Source organism: Acidovorax sp. LjRoot117 (assembly GCF_964252695.1).
Lineage (GTDB): Bacteria > Pseudomonadota > Gammaproteobacteria > Burkholderiales > Burkholderiaceae_C > Acidovorax.
This window is the reverse complement of the sequence record NZ_CAXUPO020000009.1, coordinates 14,203-32,205: the sequence shown is the minus strand read 5'-3', so window position 1 is coordinate 32,205 and position 18,003 is coordinate 14,203. Positions and strand designations below refer to the sequence as shown.

Genomic DNA, 18,003 nt, shown 5'->3' with positions numbered 1-18,003 from the left:
CAGCTCACAGCCCCTCATTCCTGCCGCCGCCCAGCCTCCTTGGCCACCCTATCCAGGGCAGCCTTACGCCCATCCTGCTTCAGCTCCAACTCAGAAAACGGCTTCGCCCCGGGGGTGGCCATGGCCCATCCCTTGAGGTAAGGGATCGCAATACACCCGCAGTTGATCACCTGCTCGGGCGGCGCCTTGGGATCGTGCGGACACATCATCTTGTCGATGCCCCCGCCGGGGTTGGGTACCAGGAAGGGTTTGTCGGCGTCAACCACTTGGCCGTCCATCAGGTCATGGGTCCACCGGCTGTGAATCTTGCCGCTGCGGCGCCACTGCTTGCCCAGGCCAGGCACCAGGGGCGCGGCCTGCACCAGGCGGTCCTGGGATGCCACCGCAAAGGCCCGGCTGACCTCGGTGCGCACGATGGTGGTGGCCCGCCTGGTCGACTCGGTCTCCAGCAGGGCCTGGACCGCCTTGATGGCTTCAAAGGGCGTGATGCCCCCCACCGTGACCAGGCCGAGCTGCTGGCCGATCTTGCCCAGGGCCTCGGCCGCAACATTGTTCAGGCGCTCGTGGCTGAAGGTGCGCATCGCTGCAAGCACCCGGGCATCCAGGGCGGCCAGGCGCAGCTCAATGGAGTGTCCTGCAGCGCCGAGCGGCTTGTCGACCAGGTCTTCTCCTTGCTGCCAGGCATCGCGCAGCGCCTGGTCGGCTGCAGTGCCTGCCTGCTGCCCCATGGCGGCCAGGACGATGCCGATCTGATCCTTCAGCCTGGTGAGCTGCCATTGCTTCCAGTCGGCGGGCTGCTGCGCCAGCTGCAGCGAGATCTGGAGCTGGGCGTCCCGCAGCATGCCAACCACCCGCTGATCCGCCTGGATCAGCAGCCGGGCGCGTTCGGCCAGGCGCTCCTTGAGCGCAGCTTCAAAGCGCTTCTGCTCAGGCGTCACGCTTGGGCATCCGCTGCGGCCGGTTCACCCTTTGGCTGGTCCCGCCCCGCCTGCAGCTCGTCGCGCAGGTCTGCGGGCAGGTTGAAGCTGTCCTCTGCAGCCTTGGCTTTCTTGCGTGCCGCGTGTTCCTTACGCGCAGCCTCCAGCTCGGTCTTGGCGTCGAAGTCCTGGCCGAAGCGCTGCGCCACGTCCGCCACGATCTTGAGCGCGGTCTCCTCGGTGAGCAGCCCGGCGTCGATCATCTGGATGACAGCAGTGACCGCCGAGGCCATGGCAGCGGCGAAACTGGTAACGTCGCGGTTCACCAGCTCGGGGAATACCGCCGTCACCTGCCACTTGTCTTCGGACCAGTCGGGCTTGGCGCCGTTCGTCTGGGCGGCTCGCCACAGCACAAAGCGCCCGATCTCCTCCAGCATCAGCTTCAGGAAGTTCTGCCGCCCGGTGTAGACCTTGAAGGTGGGCTCGCCCATCTCGGACGCTGCGGCGCGATTAACGTCCCCGCCGCCGCCGAACCAATGCTCGGGCGTCGTGCTGCCGCCCAGGACATGGTTGCGCAACAGCCGAGCGCTCTGGCTGGTGTCAGCCGCCTGCAGCTCGGGGGTCTTGGCTTCCAGCTTCACGCTGTCGTTGTGCACGAAGGTGCTGTTGGGGCCGGGGGGCGTGAAGGTCTTCTCGTATGCCTTCACCGCATCGGGGTCGGCACCCGTCAACGTCACATCCCAGACGAAGGACCGCAGGTAGCCAATGCGATCAAGCTCGTTAAAGAGGAACTCGTCGTAGGCGTCCAGCCAGTCGATCTGGCCCAGGAGGTCGCTGCGGCCCCTGCTGCCGTTCGGAAACTTGTTGAGCTGGTACAGCAGGCACTCGCCGTCCGTGAACTCTTCGGCGCGAATGCGGGTAGTGTTTTCACTGAACAGCTCGGCGTCCTCGCCCAGGACGATCACCCGGTACTTGTGCTGCTTGCCCCGGTTGTCGCGCTTGGTAACCACGCCGATAGGCTGTTCGGGGTTGTCCGGGTCGGTGACCACCGTGGCGATCTGGCGAGGGTCCAGGTAGCCCAGGCGCACGAAGCCGTCACCTTCGCGCACGTTGGCGATGTAGCACTGCTCGCCCAGCAGGCCCAGGGCACGCACCCGGGGGGTGAGTTTTAATGGCCAGTTGTTGATGGGGTCCGACCAGAAGGCGTTGAGCAGCTTCTGGTGCTCTTCATCCTTGCACTGCAGCGTGACCCCCTCGGCGAGCAGATACGCCAGGGGCAGCTCCACCAGGCGGTTGGCGAGCAGGTTGCTCTGCCACAGGTACTCGGCCACCTTCTGCATTCGATCCTGCGCCATGGGCGACAGGTCGCGGTCGTTCTGCTTGGACAGCCCATCTCCGCCCAAGCGGCGCCAGTTCGCGTCGTCGTTTCCCTGAGCCGAGGCACCCTCGCGCATGGGGGCGGAAGCAGGCGTGGGCGTTGATGGAGTCGCCAACCCAATCGCCTCTTTCAGTCTCGAGTAAAAGCTCATAAATCAGTCCTCGGCGGCCAACTCGGCGCCCACCAGGGCGAGTGCCAGGCGGCCATGGTCGTTGTGGTGGCTGATCACCTCGCGCAGCTTCAAAGCCGCCAGCTCGATGCCCTTGCAGTCGGCGGCTGGCAGGCTTGCGATATGGCCTCGGATGATCAGCAGGTTTTGTTGGTCTTCGGTCACTGGCCGCCCCTTCGGAACATGCGCTGCGCCGTGCGCTGATACCTTTCTCGGGCAGACTGGGCTGCGTTGGGAGTGCCGCCTTGCGCTGCAGCGGCCACGCCACCCGTAACGGCCAGCATCCACAGCATCACCACCATGTCGGGACCATCGTCGTGGTCGGCCTTGGGGAAGTGCTTGAACTGGTCGACCAACGTGGTCTGGCTGCGATGCAGACGGATCAGGCCGTTGTGCATGTGCGGTTGCAGGCTTTCAATGCGCAGCACTTTGTCGGCGATAGGGAGCAAGCCGCGCGCCGGAACCGGCACGCCGAGCTGGGCGCTGCGCTTGACCAGCTCGGTGCGCAGGAATTCCTGAAACTGGACCGATTCCACGCCCCACACGACGCAGCAGTACTCCCGCTGCAGCTCGATGATGTCGCTGATGATCCGGTCGGGCGTGCGCTTCTTGATCTTGGCTTCGACCACGTCAAGGATGCCGAGCACACGCTGATAACCGCCGATGCCCAGAGCACTCGGGTCGCGGCTGTTGCCGTGCTTGCCCAAGGAAGGATCGGCGGCGCCGTAGAACACCCACTCGGCCAAGCGGTTCACCCAAAACTGGATGCTGTTGGCAAAGGGGGCATCCTCGCCCGCTACCGGGTCGTTCTGCTGCTCGCTGTCGAAAGCGCTGTGGCCCTCCCGGGCGCGGCGGATCATTAGTTTGTGGATGGGGCGCAGCGCGGGCCAGCTCACCACTGCGCCCTTGTCCATCTCAACCTGCTGCTCGCGGTACATCGCCATGGCGGCGGCCTCGCCCTCCTGGGGCGTCTCAGCGCCCAGCAGCAGCCCTTCGAATTGCTCCCACAACAGCATGTTGTCGGGCCAGTGAATGATGGCTTTAAAAACCTTGCGGTTCCACAGCGGGTTTTTGAGGAAACGCGACAGGACCGAGTCGTAGTGCAGCACGGTGCCCACCAGGATCGCGTCCATGCTGTCGTCGGGCGGCCCCAGGTTCAACACCGAGGCCGTGACGAACTTCTGCAGCTTGTCACGCTGGACCGGGGTCGTGACGTTCTCGTCGTTCTCGATGTCGTCCATCACCGCCAGGTCGGGGCGGTGCGCGCCATGGCGGCGGCCCCGAATCTTCTTGGCCGAACCGAAGGCCTCGACTTTGCGCCCGTTGGCCGTGACGATCACACCGGCACGCCAAACCTTGCCCTGACCGCACGCCTCAGGAAAGTCGCCCTGCAGGCGCGGGTTGGCCTCCAGCTCGGCTTTGATGGCTTCCAGCATCTCGGCGGCCTGCTCGAAAGCGTCCATGATGATCACGGGATACCACTTGCGCCCGGTCACCACGCACCAGAGCACGAACGACATGCTCACCTTGGTGGACTTGGCCTCGCCCCGTGGAGCGGCCAGAGCGTCCCGCTGGCCGCTGGGTGCCGCGACCATTTCGGGCAGGCGCTTGTAAAGGTATTGGTGCAGCGCGCTGGGCTCGCTGCGACCGTAGTGCGGGAAGTAGTTGCGGTCCCAGTACTCGTACCCGGTCACCGGGTCGAGCACCTGCAGGCGACGTTCGGCGATGGCCTGGGGCGTGACATCCCACCCGTCGAGGTTGGCGTCGATCTGGCGGCGCAGGCCATCGGCCAGCGCGGTCAGGCCGTCCAGGAACTCCTTGGGGGACTTTGCCATGGCGCTACTTCACCTTCGCCAGCTCTTCGCCAAACGGCTCCAGCAGTTCCACCATGGCCGTCAGGTGCTGCGGAAACTTGGCCTGGGCGAACGACACCAGACGCTGCAGCACGTCGAGCTGGATGGCTTGCTTATTCAGCTCGGGCGATAAGCGCTTGAAGCTCGCCATGGTCTTGTTGAAGCTGTCGCTCATGCTGGCGAGCGTCTCAGCGCGCTGCATAGGCCCCATATCGGTCGCCTCGCGCAGCAAGTCCATGGTGGCTTGGTGCTGCACCAGGTAGTCTTCGAGCAGCTTCTTGCTCAGGGTTGCGAAGTTGTCATCGCCTAGCGCCATGGCGGCGCGCACGTTGTCCCAGTCGTCCCCTTTGTCGGCGGCTTCCTGCTTCCACCGGTTGGCGGTGCTGCGCGGCACGCCCACCTTCTTGCAGGCGGTCTCCATCGGCAGGCGCTGATAAACAAAAAGGCCCCGAAGCTGAGTGCGCTTCTCGGATGCGTGGGCCATTACTGTCCGGCGCCCCCGCGGCCCAGCCATTGCTTCACGCCTTCGATAGCCAGGGCGATGCCGATGGACACAGCCGAGCCGCTGATGGCACCGGCTACAGCGGCTTTTTGTTCCACCACGCGCAGGCGCTTGTCGATGGCGTTGTGGCGCTCCTCCATGCGCTGGTCAAGCGCGTCGATGCGCTGATCCTGGCGGCCCAGGTGCGCCGTGATGCTGTCGAGCTTGCCGTCCATCTTCCCGAGCAGCATCAATTCGTCTTTTTCCATTGGCATGGAGGGTTCACTTTCCGTTTAAGAAATCAATCAGGTGTTGGTAGCGCTGGCGGTCCGCCGCACAGGCTTGGGCGTTGGCGGTGTGGTTGGCCCAGGCGTCATCGAGGGTGAGTCCGGAGCCTTGGGCACAAGCAGCGTCGGCGCCTTCGGAGGCACCAGCAGGGCCGCAGGCACCGGCCGCCTGGTCGGTGCCGGTGAGGGCGCCGTTCCACATGCGGACAGCAGCAAGAGTGAGCACAGGGCCGCCATCGACAGGAGCTGCAGCCGCATGCCGCTGATCCGGGCCCGGGGCTTCAGGCCCGGGCGCGTCGCTGCGGGTGACATCAACCACAGGACCAGGAACAACAAGAGGAGCACGACGGCGAAGGTCTTGATAAGTAGCGTTGAGAGCGGCATAGCGGTCTTCCTGGTCGAGGTGTTCCTGCAAGTAGCTGGCGGCGGCCTGGTCGGCCCGTGCGGTTTCGTTGTCGAGCGCCGTGCGGGCCTTTTGGTCGGCCTTGGCCTGTTGCGCATCTCGGGCGTTGTTGGTGGCCGTGTGGCCCCACCAGTAGCCGCCGCTGACCAGGCCCAAGCCAGTCAGTAGCGCAATGAGTAGACGTGAGGCCATGGCGTCAATGCGGCAGTTGGGCGACCATCCACATGACGGCCAGGCACAGGACGAGGAAGGCGATCAGAAGCAGCCTGGCAAGGCCCATCAAAAGGCGCTTGAGGGCTGTCATTGCTGCAGCTCCATGCAGGTCTTGTGGCGGGCCTGCTGGCGGGTCCACACGCCCATGCAGACTCTGTTGCCCGGCGTGCTGCAGTCGAACTCCCAGCGCAGCGGACGGCCTTGCGTGTCGCGCTTGCTCACTGTCCAATCAGGCCCCTCCTGGCGGGCACTGGTCAGCTTGCGGTACTGCAGCAGCTCAAAGCAAGCGGCTGGGTAGTTGCCCGCCTGCAACTCGCGCCGCATGCCCGACGTGAGCCAGGCGCGGTTGCCGTATTGGTACACCCAGTCCATGTACAGGTCGTACTCGCCTTGGTGCAGGGCGACCCCGGGCAGGCTGTTTCGGAAAAGCGTTTCTTCGCGGCTGATGTGTGCCTGGGCTTTGATCAGCGCGCGGACGGGCGTAGCGGTGTCGCCCATCTTTACCGGGGTGCCGTCTTCGTGGAAGGTGGAGCCAAAACCCACGGTAGGGCGGTCGCCCTGTGTGGGAACCACGGCCTTGTCGGTGTAGCCCTCACGCGCTACTAGCCCCACCAGGGCCGCAGCAGAGACTGACAGTCCTGCTACCAGGACTCGGGGTGAGACTCGGCCGCGCTGGTAGCGCCAAGGCAAGCTGCGGCCATTGCAGGATCGCCATGCTGTGATGCCGACCAGCAGCAGCACCATGCAGACTCCGAGGAGAAAGGATGTTGTGATTCCCATGCCGCGACTGTCGAGGCCGGGATACAAAAAACTAAGGCCAGCATGTGCTGGCCTCGGACGGCTCAGAATGTCTTCACCGCTTTTTTGCCGCTGGTACGATTACGGCTCTCGGCCACAAGCGGACTTTTCATTGCGGGTATGACATCAGGTTCCATAGGCACTGCGCCTTACAAAACGTCGGACCGCGTTCTCGACCTTCTGCTGTCGCTTGTCCACGGTGGTGACCTGGATCTGCTGGACAACCCTGAATATCTGCCAAAGCTCTTGCCTACTCCCGAGCAGCAGAAGGCTGCCGCAAAAATTCGGCTTCTTCTGGATGCTTACGTTTATGAGCAATCCCTCGAATTCAGTGAAGCTGCGAGTGGCAAATCCGCCGCCTATAGAGCCTATCTCTTGAAGCAAGCCGCTCAGCCGCTTCGACGGCAGGAGAACTTTCGCAGATTTCGGGATGCCTTGCGAGACATCCTCGAATCAGATCGCGTCTTCCAGCTTCTTCCCATGGAAGCAAATCGCCATGTCGTAGAGCTGCGCCAGCAACTCAGCATGTTGAACCTGGAGTCGGCTAACCGCTGAACGAGATGAATTCGATGCCTGCTGCGGAACTTAGCAAGGGGCTGCTTCGGGCCCAAAGCGGTCCTTTGAAAGCTAGTCAGAGCGTAGAGCCAAGCCTGACACTTTGACCGCCACTGACCGGTTTCTGGGATTGACCCGGGCTGTGGCGAACACGACCGGTGGACACGATTCTGTCAACCCGAACAGTTGAAAAACATACTCGCCACCCTCAATCTGGACAGTCAAGTCCAGCGGTACCTCGGGCGCAATAGGTTGGTAATCCTCCAACGCTTTTCTAGTCGCAAGCCGAGCAATCTCGCGCATCTCAGCCACTTCTAAATCTCGCGCCTTCACTGCTTGCAGAAATTCTCGTGCCGGCAAATGCTCAAGGCCAGCCCACTCCGGATGGGACAGGAGCATCCCCCGTTCCGGTCCTTCTGTGTTGTCTGTTTTCATGCTTAACCGTCGCCTCCAAAGATGTCTGCTCCTGGCGGAATTCAGCCCCACAGCGAAGGACGCTAGCGGGCCCAGAGCTGCCGTCGAACTTTGCTCCATGCAGACGTTTCCCTTCACTTAAAAGCCGTCTATCCAACCCCGAGACTCCATGTGTTTAAGGAAGTCGTCCAAGCGCGAACGGTCAACTTCAAGGGTGGCAAGATTGCCCCCTTTGCGATGTTCCTCAAAGGCGCCGATTGACAGCAACCCAGGAGCGCTCGCCAAGGATGCCGAGAGTGCGGCCTGCTCCTCTTTGGAATCTGAGAAAGATCTACTCTTATGCAGGTAGCGAGGGCATATTTTCATTGATTGGATGTCTGCAGTTGGCCGATAGCCGTCTGTAATGAGAAGCTCGCGCAACGCGTTTACGACACGAAGGGTTGGCTACGAAGCTGAGATGCGCTTTCCGTCGAGAGTCAAAAGCTTAATCTGCCCGGTATCCTCATCCACCACGCACAAGGCACCCACCGCCACCTCAGCGCCAAGACCATTGCGCATGCGAATGAGTTTGGAGTTTGCATTCCAGAGAAACCTCCTATCAGCGCCACCGCGCATTGCCCCAACATCTGGGACCACGGCTTTTTCTGGATCACGCGCTGCAGTTTTGAGAGCTTTCTGGCAAGTGCGAAGCGCAGACTCTTCGCTGATCGCCTTCGCATGCGCCAAGCCGATACCGGCGATGCTGATCAGTGCCGCACAAACCGTCCGTGTGAACAAGACACGCATAGCCTTCTCCTAGTTAAACGTGACGCCGCCCCACCGCACGCGGCCGAGCACCGAAAAGTCCCGATGCGACTCATCGTCGGAGCCTTCGATTTCGAAGGGTGAATACTCGGGGTTCGAGCTGCTCACTCTCAACACCTTGCCAGGCAAGCGTTGCAATTGCTTCAGCATCAGCGCGCCATCAAGGCGTATCGCGTGGATGCCCTCCGTCAACACATCCTTGGCGCGCAGGTCCAGCATGGTGGTGTCCCGAGAGCGCAGCAGAGGCTCCATGGAGTTCCCGATCACCGACACCAGTGCCAGTTCGTTGTGACCTATGCCGAGGTCTTGCCGAATGAACTTGGCCTCAAACGGGCGCATGGCTTTGACGTGTTCGACATCGCAGAACACACCATTGCCTGCCGACATCGCCACATCGAAGTGCGGAACGTAGATGTACTCGCCGACTTCCACCGCCTGAAGACTGCGCTCCACTTTGTCCGACTTCACCTGACCTGAAAGCAGCCACTCTGCCGGGCACTTTCCAATCTCGGCCATCCGTAACAGGGCGAAAGCGTCCGGAATGGTTATGCCTCGTTCGAACTTGCCGATGGTGTTCACGTGGAGATCGAGCTGACGCGAGAACTCCTCGCGCGTAACGGCGCCTCTACATGAGCGGATTCGATCACCAAGTGACGCTGCATAAGCGTCGCGGAGTTCATTGCTGGGTCGGTCCATAGGTACTACCACAGAAGGCAGGAAAAACATTTTAGTGTGTCCATGGACACATTAAAACATGCAGCCGCCATTTCGAGAACACCCGATACCACTGAGTCAGTACTGCCGCAACCTACCAATTCTTACAGTCACACTCTTAAGTGTGCCAAAAATCGTTGCACACACATTTTTTTGTGTTTATGATCATGACCATGGACACACAAAAATGTATGGCGCAGACAGATTGGCATCCGGCAGATGTGAAAGCCGCACTCGAAAAGAAAGGTGTAAGCCTGCGTCAACTTGCAAAAGAGCACGGCTACTCACACTTTCAGCGCGTTCTCTCCACTCACTGGTGGGCTGCTGAACAGATCGTTGCTAAGGCCCTCGGCAAGCCCGCAAATGAAATCTGGCCCTCGCGCTATCTCGCCCCTCGCTCGAAGGCTCAAGCGCGCACTGTGAAGATCACGGTCACCAGCACCGGACGTATTCGTAAGCAACAGGAGCGTCGCGCATGACCTGGCTCACCGCACGAGAAATCGCGGGCCTTCCTGGGATGCCTGGAACAGAGCGGCGCGCCCGGGAGCGCCTGACACGTTTGTGCATCAGCAGCCGTCCCCGCACCGGCCGCGAAGGCGGCGGCGGCCAGGAGTACGACACCACCGCTTTGCCAGCAGAGACTCGTGCAGCCATTGCGGCCCGCACGGTTTCAAAGGCCGCAAGCACCGCCCTGGCTCAAGTAGACGCCGCCCCCGTGGTGTCCTTCGCCCCACCCGAGAAGCCACTGCCCGCGCCCCGGGCTCCCAGCCCAGAGCCGGCTCGACGCCCGCCCAGCCTCACCGACAAAGCGACGGCCGATGCACGCATGGTCCTGGTGAACCTGGTGCTCGACCTGGAGCCCTTGCACGGCATCAAGCGCGCTTGCGCCACGGTGGCCCTGCAGTTCGCCAGCGGCCAGGCCAGCGCCGAGCTGCAAGCTACCGCCCGCAAGGCCAACCAGCGTGCCCGCGCCGACCAGGTCAGCGCGCGCACCCTGGAGCGCTACATCGGCATCTACCGTGCCGAGGGCTGGTGGGGCCTGCTGCCTGCCCAGTCACCCGAGCCCACCCTGCATGACGTGGAGCAGGACGTGGCCGCTGTCCTCGGCCTGTTTCACAGCCGCGATGCACGCTTTCGCAAGCTGACCGGCGCAGCCAAGGAAGTGACCCGCCAGCTCGGACGCGACTTCGACACCTGGAAGGCGCTGTACGCCCGGGCGCGCCGCGCCCTGGACAAATTCGGCAAGAGCCACCAAGCCAACACCGCGCTCATCAAGGCCCGCCATGCACCTGGTGCCCAGCGCGATGCCAAGCTGCCCTTCCGGTGGCGTGACACCTCAGGATTGAAGCCCAACGACTGCTGGCTGATTGACGGCCATACGTTCAAAGCCAAGGTGCGTCACCCTGATCACGGCGCCCCCTTTGCGCCCGAGCTGACGGTATGCATCGACGCTCGCAGCCGAATGATCACGGGCTGGTCGGTCAACCTCTCGGAGAACGTCCGGGCGGTGGGCGATGCCTTGCGCCATGGCGTGAGCCTCTGGGGCGTGCCCGCCATCCTCTACGGCGACAACGGCGCGGGCGAGACGGCCAAGCAGATGGATTGCCCGATTGACGGCTTCTGCGCGCGCCTGGGCATCGACCACCGCACCGGCATCGCTGGCAAGCCCCAGGGTCACGGGGGCATTGAGCGCCTGTGGCAGACCGTGGGTATCAACTGCGCGCGCAACTTCGCCACATACCAGGGCAAGGACGTCGACGGTGGCACCTTCCGCAAGGTGGCGGCCGAGCTGCAGAAGGAGCAGCGCGCCGTGCGCCGCGCCCAGCAGACCGGCGAGGTGGTGGTGCTCAGCAACAAGGTGCCCACCTGGCCCCAGTTCATCGACGCGGTCGAGAAGGCCGTGCATGAGTACAACCAGGAACACCGCCACCGCATGCTGCCCAAGCGCGCGGATGGAAAGTACATGACGCCCGCCGAAGCGTGGGCGGCTGAGTACAAGGTCGAAGAGCAGGAGCTGCTCACCCAGCTCGAGCTGCGCATGATGTTCATGCCCGCGATCCTGCGCACGGCCAAGCGCGGCCAGGTCACGTTCTTCAACCAGACCTACGCAGCGCCCGAGCTGATGCGCCGCGATGTGGATGGCCGCGAAGTCAGCGTGCGCTACGACATCCACGACCCGAGCTTTGTGCTGGTCTACACGCTTGACGGCGAGTACGTCTGCGAGGCCAAGTTCGAAGCCAGCCGCCGCGACTTCTTCCCGACGCCTGTCATCGACATGGCCCGCGAGAAGCGCGTCAAGGCCGCCGTCAAGCGCCGCGAGCAGCAGATCGACCTCGCATTGCGCGAGCTGCAGACCACGGTGCAACCCGCCCAGTTTTCCCTGCCGGAGCCCAGCACGCCATTCGTGGTCGTGCCCTCCACCCCGGAGGTTTTCTCCTCCCTCCCTCTCAACGCTTCCTCCGAGGGCGAGGCCGTGCAAGCGGCTTCGGGCAGGCCTTTCTTTGACACGTTCAGCGACCGGTACGAATGGCTCATGGCCCACCGCGACCAATGGGATGCCAGCGACGCGCAATGGCTGCGCCAGTACGTGACAAGCGACGACTACGAGGGCCTGGCTGATTACTACGCGGCGCGGGGCCTGGGGCGGGATGACGCGGACGAGCAGTCCGGTTTTAAGAGTGCTCTGTGACGGCGGCAACCGTCACAGAGCGTGCCTGAGTTGATTGAAGAGACCCAAACGAAGGGGAATGTAAGGTGAAAAAAGGATTCGTGCAAACCACCAACTTCCGGCTCCTGAAGGAGGCCGAGAAGATCGTTGCGCGCCGGGGCGCCCGCGAAGCGAGCCTGGTGCTGATCCAGGGCCAGTTCGGCATCGGCAAGTCGGAGCTGACCGAGCGCTGGGCGAGCGAGAACGGCCATGCGTTCATCCGCGCAAAGCGGGTATGGACGCCGCGCTCCATGCTGGAAGACATTGCGACGGAGCTGGGACTGTCCGTGCGTGGCTCGACCAAAGACATCGAGAACCGCATCACGCAGCATCTGGCGCAGACCATGCAAGCGCTCATCATTGATGAGGCCGACTACCTGGCCGACATGAAAAGCGCGGCCAAGCTGGAGACCATCCGCGATATCTCCGACGTGACCGGAACCATGGTGTTCCTGGTCGGCATGGAGAACTTCCCGGCCATCGTGCAGCGCTACGAGCACATCGCCAGCCGCGTGGCCCGCATCGTGCAGTTGCACCCGCTCAGCCTGGCCGACGTGCAAGCAGCGTGCAAGGCCAAGGCCGAGGTGACGCTTGCCCCCGCCCTGGTGGAGCAAATCCACCGCGACAGCAAAGGCCGCATGCGTCATGTGCTGAACGCCATCGCCAACATCGAGGTGTGGGCCGAGGCCAATAGCTGGACAGAGGTGGACGTATCCCACGTCAAGGGCAAGCCTTTGTGCGCCGACTTCACCGGCCACCTCTCCGCGAACAGGGGGGCGTGACATGGGTGCGTTGCAATGGTTCATCGTTCCCGCGTTGGCTGCGCTCGCGAGCAACGTGAAGAGCACCACGCGGATCATCACGCCCGCCGATCTGAGCACGTGGGCCACCAATGACCAGGTGGACTTCCCTTTGGGCACGGCCGAGCAAGCTCTGACCGCGCTGCAGCGGCACGACTACACGCGTCCTCATACCCAGATGCGCTTCACGAAGGGTGCCCGCAACAAGTGGACCTTCACATCCACGGGAATGCTGGCGGGCCAGGCCGCGCTCAAGGCAATGCCCGGCGCAGCCCCTGACATGCAGGCCTTGCCCACCCGGGTGTGGAACCTGCTGCGCATCCGCCGCCGACTCACGGCGTCCGAAGCCGCAGAGACTCTGATCGATGCTGCGGACAACTTCGACGCGCAGACCAAGCGTATCGGTGCGCTGCTCGCTGCCTGGGCCAAGCTGCCGCCCCATGCGGTGGCGACCGGAGCCAAGAAAGAGGAAGGTCGCATCCGCTACGTCCTGGTCAATGACCTGGGGCGCTGGCCGCCGGTATCGAAAGCCGGGGAGATGCATCCCAATGCCTTCGCCAACTCGATCGCCATGCCAACCCGCTTCCGCAAGGCCGGTCCCAGCACGAACCGCCAGGGTGAAGGACATGAAGCTGCATGACGCCTTCCTACATGAACGAGCAGTGGTTCGCACTACTGCAGTCGCGCACCGAGGGGCAACAGCGCACCCAGGTCGCCCGGCAACTGGGGATCAGCCCGGCCACGCTGAGCCAGGTGCTCAACGGCAGCGGACTGTACGGCGAGGGCAAGGCCAGCACGGCGCGGGTAGCCGACAAGGTGATTCACACCTTCGGTCGGTATCCATGCCCGCACCTGACCGACGAAGCCGCAGGCGAAGAGCAGGTGGTGACCGCCGAGCAGTGCCGCGCGTATGCCCACCGGGCAGCACCAGCCACGCCACGCGACATGAAGCATTGGCAGGCCTGCCGCCAGTGCTCCCACAAGGCCGCGAGCGCCCCTCCACTGGCCCGTGCCATCCAACCCCGCAACAAGGTTATCCCCATCTACACGGAGGCTCAGTGAACGTTTTAAAGACCATCTTCATCGGCGGACCTGTGGGCCTGGCGCACGCCCTGCGCGAAGCCTGGATCGCACGGCGCATCCGCAGCACGGCGACCCTGATGGACCGTGAGCGCGCACTGCACCGTGAGCACATGGCCCAACTGCGCGCCGAGCTGGATGCGCTGTGCAATCGCCAGGTCAGCTCTACAGCTCGCGCCACCAGCTTCTGGAAGGGTCTGTCATGAGCACGTCGCCCAACTACGCGCGCCCCCCGCTGCGCTGGATCACCCGCCGTGCCCGCTGCCTGCAAAACGGGTTTGGCATCGCCCGCCGCGAAGCCTTGCGCTTCGCTGTCATCGACTACGCATGGTTCCAGGGGATGCACACCCTCACGCTGGTGCAAGGAGGGCGCAGCCATGGCTAAAGGTCTCACCCTCGACTGCGCAGCTCTGTGGGGCTTCATTCGCAAGGACGGCGGCTGGTGGAGCGTGCTGCGGCTCACCGGGCACTGGAGTCCCACCTACAGCCTGGCGGAGGTGGAGGAAATCCTGGTGACGCTGCACAAGGGCGGGTTCCTGGAATGCCAGGCCTTGCACCGTGCTGGGACCGTCTACGCGGTCACCTCCAAGTGCTCGGTGTTGCCCGGGATCACCGCTGCCGCGAGCGCTCCGTCGTCCACGACAGGACCGGTAGCGGCCTCGACGCGGCCGCAATCGATGCGTGGCGCCTTTGTGCCACCTCCCATGCCCACCGCCCGCCAGGGCGCGCTGGATCACACCAACTGCCCCAGCCTCATGCAGGGCAAACGCAACGCATACAGGAGCACTACCGCATGAACGCCCCGACTGAAAAGCAGTTTGACGACGTCGAGGCTTTGTCCAAGCGCGTCATGACGCTGGTGAAAGAGGCCGACTGCCCGGGGACCGCGCTCAACGCGCTGCTGACCACCTACATCAATTTAGCGAGCGCCTGCGGCCTTCTGCACATGGTTCCGGGCGCGGGCATCGCGCTCGGCCTTGCCGCCGAAGAACTGCTCGCTCGCAAGCCCGCTGCTGAGCAGCAGCCCACCACCAGCGCATCCCTTCACTGATCACAGACCCAAGAAAGAGAAGACCATGACAGAAAAGACCATCCCCAACGGCTACTGGGAAGATGCCAACGGCGCCCTGATTCCCGTCTCGAAGATCAAGGTCATCGACAAGGACCGCCACCGCACCGTGTCGGACCTGTGTAACGCCGCGATCAAGCAGCATGCAGAGCTGGCGCAGTTCAAGGCCGCCGCCATGGCCGAGGTCACCGACTTCATCAACCGCAGCCTGGCGGAGTACGAAGTGAAGCACGGCGGCAAGAAGGGCAATGTCACCCTGATCTCGTTTGACGGTCGCTTCAAGGTAGTCCGGCAGATGCAGGAGAGCCTGGTGTTCGACGAGCGCTTGATGGCGGCCAAGGCGCTGATCGACGAATGCATCCACGGCTGGAGCAAGGGCAGCAACGTCAACATCAAGCTGCTGGTGAACGATGCCTTCCAGGTCGACCAGGCCGGGAAGATCAGCACAGGACGCGTGCTGGGGCTGCGCCGCGCCAAGATCGAGGACGAGAAGTGGCAGCGCGCCATGGCCGCCATCGGCGACAGCATCCAAGTCGCGGGCAGCAAGCCTTACATCCGCTTCTACGAGCGCGATGCCAATGGTGCTTACCAGGCCATCAACCTGGACATGGCGGCGATATGAAGCAGCGCGTCAAACCCACGCCCGAGCAGGTCGCGCTGGAGATCGCCCGCCTGAATGAAGTGCATCCCCGAGTGCCGACTCACTCCTACTTCGGTGAGGACAACCGTGCGGCCATAGACGCCCAGATCAGGGTGCTGCAGGAAAGCATGTCGCTGGACGAAGTGCACGACACCTTCGGCGAATTGACCGACGAAGGCGACTTCAGCCAGAACACGCTCGACTGCGCGCTCACGGCGCATGACTGGCTTCACGGGGACCTGGCCGACGAAGAAGCATCGCCAGCTTTTGGCTGGGAGGGCATCGCACGATGACCACCAACCCGAAAGTGGTGTGCGTCTGCTGCCAGGTTACCGAAGTGGCCTGGCACGAGCTGACGTGCGACGGCTGCCGCCCCACGCTTGAAGCGGCTGGCTTGATTGCACGCGCCGCGGCAGCAGCCACCACCAGCGCTCCTGCCGATCAGCGCATCCAGATCGGCCCCACGGACATTTAAAGGAGAGGGTCATGGCCCAACCAGCAAAGAACACGCCCCAACCCGTGAAGCCCGCCAAGCTGCAGGCCAACACGGCAGGCGCTTGGAAGGATGTTGCACGCTTCGATGTGGCCGATGACGCGGCCTGCGCGAGCGTGATGGACGGTGCTCGCGATATCGGCTTCCACGCAACTAGCGACGTGAAGTTCCGGGTTGTGCGCGACGACGCGCTCAACGAGCCATTGATGACCTGGACGAAGCAGGACGGTTGGAAGGAGTGGCGCCATGCAGAACATTGAGATGCTCTCTGCCGCCCTGGGTCTGCTCGGTTCATTCCTGGTCGCCACCAAGAGTCGCTATGCGGGCCTGGCCTTCGTGGCCTGGTTCGTCAGCAACGTGGGTTGGCTGATCTTCGGCGCCCACAACGACCACTGGTACTTTGTGGCCCAGCAGATTGGCTTCACCGTCACCTCGGTGCTAGGCATCTGGAACTGGTTGGTGCGTCCCGCGCTGCGAGGCGAAGCCGCCGAAACGGAAGGCGCTCGCGAAAAACGTGCTCGCGCCGTCGTTGAGCGCCACCTCGACCGTGACTACGTCGGCCTCACGATGGGTAGCCATGTTCTGCACACAACGGCTCCGGTCACCTATATGGCGCTGGAGCGCATATACGTGGCCGGTGAAGAGGAAGGCCGCGCTCTGGAACGCGAGCGGGCAGGAGCGAGGTCATGAAAAAAGCCACGTTCCGCGCATCGGTGCGCGTGGGGACTGCAACGCTGATCACTGGTTGGCAGTTGAGATGTGGAGCGGTCGTGCATCGGGCGCTGCCCGTAGGCCGCTGGGGTCTGAAAGATGACGTCTGGACGGTTTCTGATCCCGTTGCTGGTGGCCGCCTCTCCAGCGGCTGGTCCATGGGCGAAGCCGTCAGAAACTATCGGAGTGTGCGCGCAGCGTATGGCGACCGCTATCCCGAAAAGCTGGCCTTGGCGCGGCAGGCCATGGCACGGCAGGCAGAGACAGAAAAGGCGGCGTCATGACCCGCGACGAAGCACTGAAAAAAATCAAGAAGTGTCTTGCGCTCAGCCGCAGCGCCAACGAACACGAGGCCGCTGTAGCGCTGCGCCAAGCTCAGCACCTGATGCGCGAACACGGGCTGCGGGACGAGGACGTGTCACTGGCCGACGTTGCCGAGGTGCACGTGAAGGCATGCAGTACCGCCGCCAACTCCTGGGAGTTGCGCCTGGTCAACCTGATCGCCGACGCTTTCGGCTGCGAGTCTTTCGGTCTTGTGGAGGGCAGCTTCAACGACGCGGGCAACTACGTGCGCTCGCGTCACTGGGTGTTCGTGGGCATGCAGGCCGCTCCCACAGTCGCGGGCTATGCCTGCGATGTGCTGTTGCGTCAGTGCGCCAAGGCCCGGCTCGCCCACATCGCCAAACAGCCCAGAAACTGCAAGCCCATCACCAAGACGGCGCGCGGCGATCTATTCGCTTTGGGCTGGGTGTCTGCCGCCTCGCAGCTTGTAGAACGGTTCGCCCAGCCCAAGGCCGAAAGAGCCCTACTGATCACGTACATCGAGCAGGAGCACGGTGAACTGGTGGATAGCAAAGTGCGCGACACCGCCAAGGCGCGCAAAACCGATGTGGGGCACTTCGCGGCTGGGCGTCGTTCCGGTAAGAACGCTCAGTTGCACCGTGGAGTGGACGGCATGCCCGCACGGGAGTTGCTGCAATGAGCCGAGCCGCCAAGCCCGTCCAGCAGATGGCATTCATCACTATCGGTCACGGCAGCTTTCTCATGGAGGCCAGCAAGGCCATGAAGGTGGCCGAGCTGATGCAGCATGCGGTGGAAGCCCGGTGGGACTACTTCCGCAGCGACGGACAGGACACCTATACCGTAGGCGATTCTGCGAGCGTCGAGTTCAAACTGGTCCGAGCGAACCAGGTGCGCGTGCCCCAGGGCGAAGCTGCGCCTGTTTCAGCAGCGCAGCCCCGGTTGCTCAAGTGAAGCCGGTGACTGTTCAGGAGCCCACCTGATGCCTTTCTACCGTTTCAAGACCGGCACCGTTCATCTGAAGGGCTCCAAGCTGCCAGCACCGTGCAGTGCTCGCATGTTGGTGGAGGGCTGTGAACAGGTGTGTATGGCTTTCAGCAGGTACCTGTGCGACGGCCCTCATCCCGCCCACCGCAGTGGCACATGCGACCGTGCCTTGTGCGATGCCCATGCCTGCGAAGTCAGCAAGAACCGGCACCTCTGTCCCGACTGCCACC

29 protein-coding genes are annotated in these 18,003 nt (G+C 63.2%); 18 read left to right on the top strand and 11 right to left on the bottom strand.

Annotated features, from left to right (window positions below):
• Window positions 1–14 precede the first annotated feature (14 nt).
• From ACSQ3D_RS20245 to ACSQ3D_RS20210, 8 genes are all read right to left on the bottom strand, one after another.
• The gene (locus ACSQ3D_RS20245; RefSeq protein ID WP_436128091.1) at window positions 15–938 is read right to left on the bottom strand and encodes a hypothetical protein; all 924 of its coding nucleotides are present in this window, start codon (window positions 936–938) and stop codon (window positions 15–17) included.
• The gene (locus ACSQ3D_RS20240; RefSeq protein WP_436128090.1) at window positions 935–2,371 is read right to left on the bottom strand and encodes a hypothetical protein; all 1,437 of its coding nucleotides are present in this window, start codon (window positions 2,369–2,371) and stop codon (window positions 935–937) included. Before ACSQ3D_RS20240 ends, ACSQ3D_RS20245 begins: the two co-directional genes overlap by 4 nt.
• Before the next feature lie 78 nt (window positions 2,372–2,449).
• Entirely contained in the window at window positions 2,450–2,629 is a 180-nt protein-coding gene (locus ACSQ3D_RS20235) for a hypothetical protein (protein ID WP_436128089.1), read from the bottom strand.
• Entirely contained in the window at window positions 2,626–4,299 is a 1,674-nt protein-coding gene (gene terL / locus ACSQ3D_RS20230; protein WP_436128088.1) for a phage terminase large subunit, read from the bottom strand. The genes ACSQ3D_RS20235 and terL overlap by 4 nt, the downstream gene beginning before the upstream one ends.
• 4 nt (window positions 4,300–4,303) lie before the next feature.
• A complete protein-coding gene (locus tag ACSQ3D_RS20225; RefSeq protein ID WP_436128087.1) occupies window positions 4,304–4,801 on the bottom strand; it encodes a DUF1804 family protein in 498 nt (165 codons plus the stop codon).
• Window positions 4,801–5,073: a hypothetical protein gene (locus ACSQ3D_RS20220; RefSeq protein WP_146185459.1), complete on the bottom strand. Its 273-nt coding sequence runs from the start codon at window positions 5,071–5,073 to the stop codon at window positions 4,801–4,803. The genes ACSQ3D_RS20225 and ACSQ3D_RS20220 overlap by 1 nt, the downstream gene beginning before the upstream one ends.
• A 7-nt stretch (window positions 5,074–5,080) precedes the next feature.
• Window positions 5,081–5,680 (bottom strand): hypothetical protein, encoded by a 600-nt coding sequence (locus ACSQ3D_RS20215; protein ID WP_436128086.1) that lies wholly within the window; start codon window positions 5,678–5,680, stop codon window positions 5,081–5,083.
• A 108-nt stretch (window positions 5,681–5,788) separates the two neighbouring features.
• Window positions 5,789–6,274 carry a glycoside hydrolase family protein gene (locus ACSQ3D_RS20210; RefSeq protein WP_436128085.1) on the bottom strand — a complete coding sequence of 162 codons (486 nt, stop codon included), beginning with the start codon at window positions 6,272–6,274 and terminating at the stop codon, window positions 5,789–5,791.
• Between the two features lie 345 nt (window positions 6,275–6,619).
• Between ACSQ3D_RS20210 and ACSQ3D_RS20205 the strand changes: the two genes are divergently transcribed.
• The gene (locus tag ACSQ3D_RS20205; RefSeq protein WP_436128084.1) at window positions 6,620–7,054 is read left to right on the top strand and encodes a hypothetical protein; all 435 of its coding nucleotides are present in this window, start codon (window positions 6,620–6,622) and stop codon (window positions 7,052–7,054) included.
• Between the two features lie 72 nt (window positions 7,055–7,126).
• On the opposite strand, the gene ACSQ3D_RS20200 is transcribed toward ACSQ3D_RS20205, so the two are convergent.
• From ACSQ3D_RS20200 to ACSQ3D_RS20190, 3 genes are all read right to left on the bottom strand, one after another.
• The gene (locus tag ACSQ3D_RS20200) at window positions 7,127–7,489 is read right to left on the bottom strand and encodes a hypothetical protein (RefSeq protein ID WP_156370485.1); all 363 of its coding nucleotides are present in this window, start codon (window positions 7,487–7,489) and stop codon (window positions 7,127–7,129) included.
• A gap of 423 nt (window positions 7,490–7,912) precedes the next feature.
• Entirely contained in the window at window positions 7,913–8,254 is a 342-nt protein-coding gene (locus ACSQ3D_RS20195; protein WP_436128083.1) for a hypothetical protein, read from the bottom strand.
• A gap of 9 nt (window positions 8,255–8,263) precedes the next feature.
• Window positions 8,264–8,968, bottom strand: coding sequence for an XRE family transcriptional regulator (locus ACSQ3D_RS20190; protein WP_436128082.1), 705 nt, complete (start codon window positions 8,966–8,968; stop codon window positions 8,264–8,266).
• Window positions 8,969–9,153: 185 nt separating this feature from the next.
• Here ACSQ3D_RS20190 and ACSQ3D_RS20185 point away from each other — a divergent pair, with 185 nt between their 5' ends.
• The 17 genes from ACSQ3D_RS20185 to ACSQ3D_RS20105 all read left to right on the top strand — a co-directional run bounded on the left by ACSQ3D_RS20185 (window position 9,154) and on the right by ACSQ3D_RS20105 (window position 17,740).
• Entirely contained in the window at window positions 9,154–9,465 is a 312-nt protein-coding gene (locus ACSQ3D_RS20185; protein WP_436128081.1) for a helix-turn-helix domain-containing protein, read from the top strand.
• Window positions 9,462–11,675, top strand: coding sequence for a Mu transposase C-terminal domain-containing protein (locus ACSQ3D_RS20180; RefSeq protein ID WP_436128080.1), 2,214 nt, complete (start codon window positions 9,462–9,464; stop codon window positions 11,673–11,675). The genes ACSQ3D_RS20185 and ACSQ3D_RS20180 overlap by 4 nt, the downstream gene beginning before the upstream one ends.
• Before the next feature lie 80 nt (window positions 11,676–11,755).
• Complete coding sequence (locus tag ACSQ3D_RS20175; protein ID WP_436128079.1) at window positions 11,756–12,475, top strand: AAA family ATPase; 720 nt, start codon at window positions 11,756–11,758, stop codon at window positions 12,473–12,475.
• Window position 12,476: 1 nt separating this feature from the next.
• Window positions 12,477–13,133, top strand: a complete 657-nt coding sequence (locus tag ACSQ3D_RS20170) for a hypothetical protein (RefSeq protein ID WP_436128078.1) — start codon at window positions 12,477–12,479, stop codon at window positions 13,131–13,133.
• Window positions 13,130–13,555, top strand: a complete 426-nt coding sequence (locus ACSQ3D_RS20165; protein WP_436128077.1) for a helix-turn-helix domain-containing protein — start codon at window positions 13,130–13,132, stop codon at window positions 13,553–13,555. Before ACSQ3D_RS20170 ends, ACSQ3D_RS20165 begins: the two co-directional genes overlap by 4 nt.
• A complete protein-coding gene (locus tag ACSQ3D_RS20160) occupies window positions 13,552–13,779 on the top strand; it encodes a hypothetical protein (protein WP_436128076.1) in 228 nt (75 codons plus the stop codon). Before ACSQ3D_RS20165 ends, ACSQ3D_RS20160 begins: the two co-directional genes overlap by 4 nt.
• Window positions 13,776–13,958 carry a hypothetical protein gene (locus ACSQ3D_RS20155; protein ID WP_436128075.1) on the top strand — a complete coding sequence of 61 codons (183 nt, stop codon included), beginning with the start codon at window positions 13,776–13,778 and terminating at the stop codon, window positions 13,956–13,958. The genes ACSQ3D_RS20160 and ACSQ3D_RS20155 overlap by 4 nt, the downstream gene beginning before the upstream one ends.
• Entirely contained in the window at window positions 13,951–14,370 is a 420-nt protein-coding gene (locus ACSQ3D_RS20150) for a hypothetical protein (RefSeq protein WP_436128074.1), read from the top strand. The genes ACSQ3D_RS20155 and ACSQ3D_RS20150 overlap by 8 nt, the downstream gene beginning before the upstream one ends.
• On the top strand, window positions 14,367–14,624 hold the full coding sequence (locus ACSQ3D_RS20145; protein ID WP_436128073.1) for a hypothetical protein: 258 nt from the start codon (window positions 14,367–14,369) through the stop codon (window positions 14,622–14,624). Before ACSQ3D_RS20150 ends, ACSQ3D_RS20145 begins: the two co-directional genes overlap by 4 nt.
• A gap of 25 nt (window positions 14,625–14,649) precedes the next feature.
• A complete protein-coding gene (locus ACSQ3D_RS20140; protein ID WP_436128072.1) occupies window positions 14,650–15,264 on the top strand; it encodes a DUF3164 family protein in 615 nt (204 codons plus the stop codon).
• Entirely contained in the window at window positions 15,261–15,575 is a 315-nt protein-coding gene (locus ACSQ3D_RS20135; RefSeq protein ID WP_436128071.1) for a hypothetical protein, read from the top strand. Before ACSQ3D_RS20140 ends, ACSQ3D_RS20135 begins: the two co-directional genes overlap by 4 nt.
• Window positions 15,572–15,757 carry a hypothetical protein gene (locus ACSQ3D_RS20130; protein ID WP_436128070.1) on the top strand — a complete coding sequence of 62 codons (186 nt, stop codon included), beginning with the start codon at window positions 15,572–15,574 and terminating at the stop codon, window positions 15,755–15,757. The genes ACSQ3D_RS20135 and ACSQ3D_RS20130 overlap by 4 nt, the downstream gene beginning before the upstream one ends.
• A gap of 11 nt (window positions 15,758–15,768) precedes the next feature.
• On the top strand, window positions 15,769–16,035 hold the full coding sequence (locus tag ACSQ3D_RS20125) for a hypothetical protein (protein WP_436128069.1): 267 nt from the start codon (window positions 15,769–15,771) through the stop codon (window positions 16,033–16,035).
• Window positions 16,022–16,465, top strand: a complete 444-nt coding sequence (locus tag ACSQ3D_RS20120) for a hypothetical protein (protein WP_436128068.1) — start codon at window positions 16,022–16,024, stop codon at window positions 16,463–16,465. The genes ACSQ3D_RS20125 and ACSQ3D_RS20120 overlap by 14 nt, the downstream gene beginning before the upstream one ends.
• On the top strand, window positions 16,462–16,770 hold the full coding sequence (locus tag ACSQ3D_RS20115) for a hypothetical protein (protein WP_436128067.1): 309 nt from the start codon (window positions 16,462–16,464) through the stop codon (window positions 16,768–16,770). The genes ACSQ3D_RS20120 and ACSQ3D_RS20115 overlap by 4 nt, the downstream gene beginning before the upstream one ends.
• Window positions 16,767–17,468 (top strand): DUF2786 domain-containing protein, encoded by a 702-nt coding sequence (locus ACSQ3D_RS20110; protein WP_436128066.1) that lies wholly within the window; start codon window positions 16,767–16,769, stop codon window positions 17,466–17,468. The genes ACSQ3D_RS20115 and ACSQ3D_RS20110 overlap by 4 nt, the downstream gene beginning before the upstream one ends.
• On the top strand, window positions 17,465–17,740 hold the full coding sequence (locus ACSQ3D_RS20105; protein WP_436128065.1) for a hypothetical protein: 276 nt from the start codon (window positions 17,465–17,467) through the stop codon (window positions 17,738–17,740). Before ACSQ3D_RS20110 ends, ACSQ3D_RS20105 begins: the two co-directional genes overlap by 4 nt.
• Window positions 17,741–18,003 lie beyond the last annotated feature (263 nt).

Coding starts and splice junctions, on each gene's coding strand:
- ACSQ3D_RS20195 (WP_436128083.1), bottom strand. CDS start 8,254: ATGCGTGTCTTGTTCACACGGACGGTTTGTGCGGCACTGATCAGCATC.
- ACSQ3D_RS20150 (WP_436128074.1), top strand. CDS start 13,951: ATGGCTAAAGGTCTCACCCTCGACTGCGCAGCTCTGTGGGGCTTCATT.
- ACSQ3D_RS20180 (WP_436128080.1), top strand. CDS start 9,462: ATGACCTGGCTCACCGCACGAGAAATCGCGGGCCTTCCTGGGATGCCT.
- ACSQ3D_RS20145 (WP_436128073.1), top strand. CDS start 14,367: ATGAACGCCCCGACTGAAAAGCAGTTTGACGACGTCGAGGCTTTGTCC.
- ACSQ3D_RS20215 (WP_436128086.1), bottom strand. CDS start 5,680: ATGGCCTCACGTCTACTCATTGCGCTACTGACTGGCTTGGGCCTGGTC.
- ACSQ3D_RS20110 (WP_436128066.1), top strand. CDS start 16,767: ATGACCCGCGACGAAGCACTGAAAAAAATCAAGAAGTGTCTTGCGCTC.
- ACSQ3D_RS20125 (WP_436128069.1), top strand. CDS start 15,769: ATGGCCCAACCAGCAAAGAACACGCCCCAACCCGTGAAGCCCGCCAAG.
- ACSQ3D_RS20225 (WP_436128087.1), bottom strand. CDS start 4,801: ATGGCCCACGCATCCGAGAAGCGCACTCAGCTTCGGGGCCTTTTTGTT.
- ACSQ3D_RS20220 (WP_146185459.1), bottom strand. CDS start 5,073: ATGCCAATGGAAAAAGACGAATTGATGCTGCTCGGGAAGATGGACGGC.
- terL (WP_436128088.1), bottom strand. CDS start 4,299: ATGGCAAAGTCCCCCAAGGAGTTCCTGGACGGCCTGACCGCGCTGGCC.
- ACSQ3D_RS20200 (WP_156370485.1), bottom strand. CDS start 7,489: ATGAAAACAGACAACACAGAAGGACCGGAACGGGGGATGCTCCTGTCC.
- ACSQ3D_RS20120 (WP_436128068.1), top strand. CDS start 16,022: ATGCAGAACATTGAGATGCTCTCTGCCGCCCTGGGTCTGCTCGGTTCA.
- ACSQ3D_RS20205 (WP_436128084.1), top strand. CDS start 6,620: ATGACATCAGGTTCCATAGGCACTGCGCCTTACAAAACGTCGGACCGC.
- ACSQ3D_RS20105 (WP_436128065.1), top strand. CDS start 17,465: ATGAGCCGAGCCGCCAAGCCCGTCCAGCAGATGGCATTCATCACTATC.
- ACSQ3D_RS20190 (WP_436128082.1), bottom strand. CDS start 8,968: ATGGACCGACCCAGCAATGAACTCCGCGACGCTTATGCAGCGTCACTT.
- ACSQ3D_RS20185 (WP_436128081.1), top strand. CDS start 9,154: ATGACCATGGACACACAAAAATGTATGGCGCAGACAGATTGGCATCCG.
- ACSQ3D_RS20115 (WP_436128067.1), top strand. CDS start 16,462: ATGAAAAAAGCCACGTTCCGCGCATCGGTGCGCGTGGGGACTGCAACG.
- ACSQ3D_RS20135 (WP_436128071.1), top strand. CDS start 15,261: ATGAAGCAGCGCGTCAAACCCACGCCCGAGCAGGTCGCGCTGGAGATC.
- ACSQ3D_RS20155 (WP_436128075.1), top strand. CDS start 13,776: ATGAGCACGTCGCCCAACTACGCGCGCCCCCCGCTGCGCTGGATCACC.
- ACSQ3D_RS20130 (WP_436128070.1), top strand. CDS start 15,572: ATGACCACCAACCCGAAAGTGGTGTGCGTCTGCTGCCAGGTTACCGAA.
- ACSQ3D_RS20140 (WP_436128072.1), top strand. CDS start 14,650: ATGACAGAAAAGACCATCCCCAACGGCTACTGGGAAGATGCCAACGGC.
- ACSQ3D_RS20170 (WP_436128078.1), top strand. CDS start 12,477: ATGGGTGCGTTGCAATGGTTCATCGTTCCCGCGTTGGCTGCGCTCGCG.
- ACSQ3D_RS20240 (WP_436128090.1), bottom strand. CDS start 2,371: ATGCGCGAGGGTGCCTCGGCTCAGGGAAACGACGACGCGAACTGGCGC.
- ACSQ3D_RS20165 (WP_436128077.1), top strand. CDS start 13,130: ATGACGCCTTCCTACATGAACGAGCAGTGGTTCGCACTACTGCAGTCG.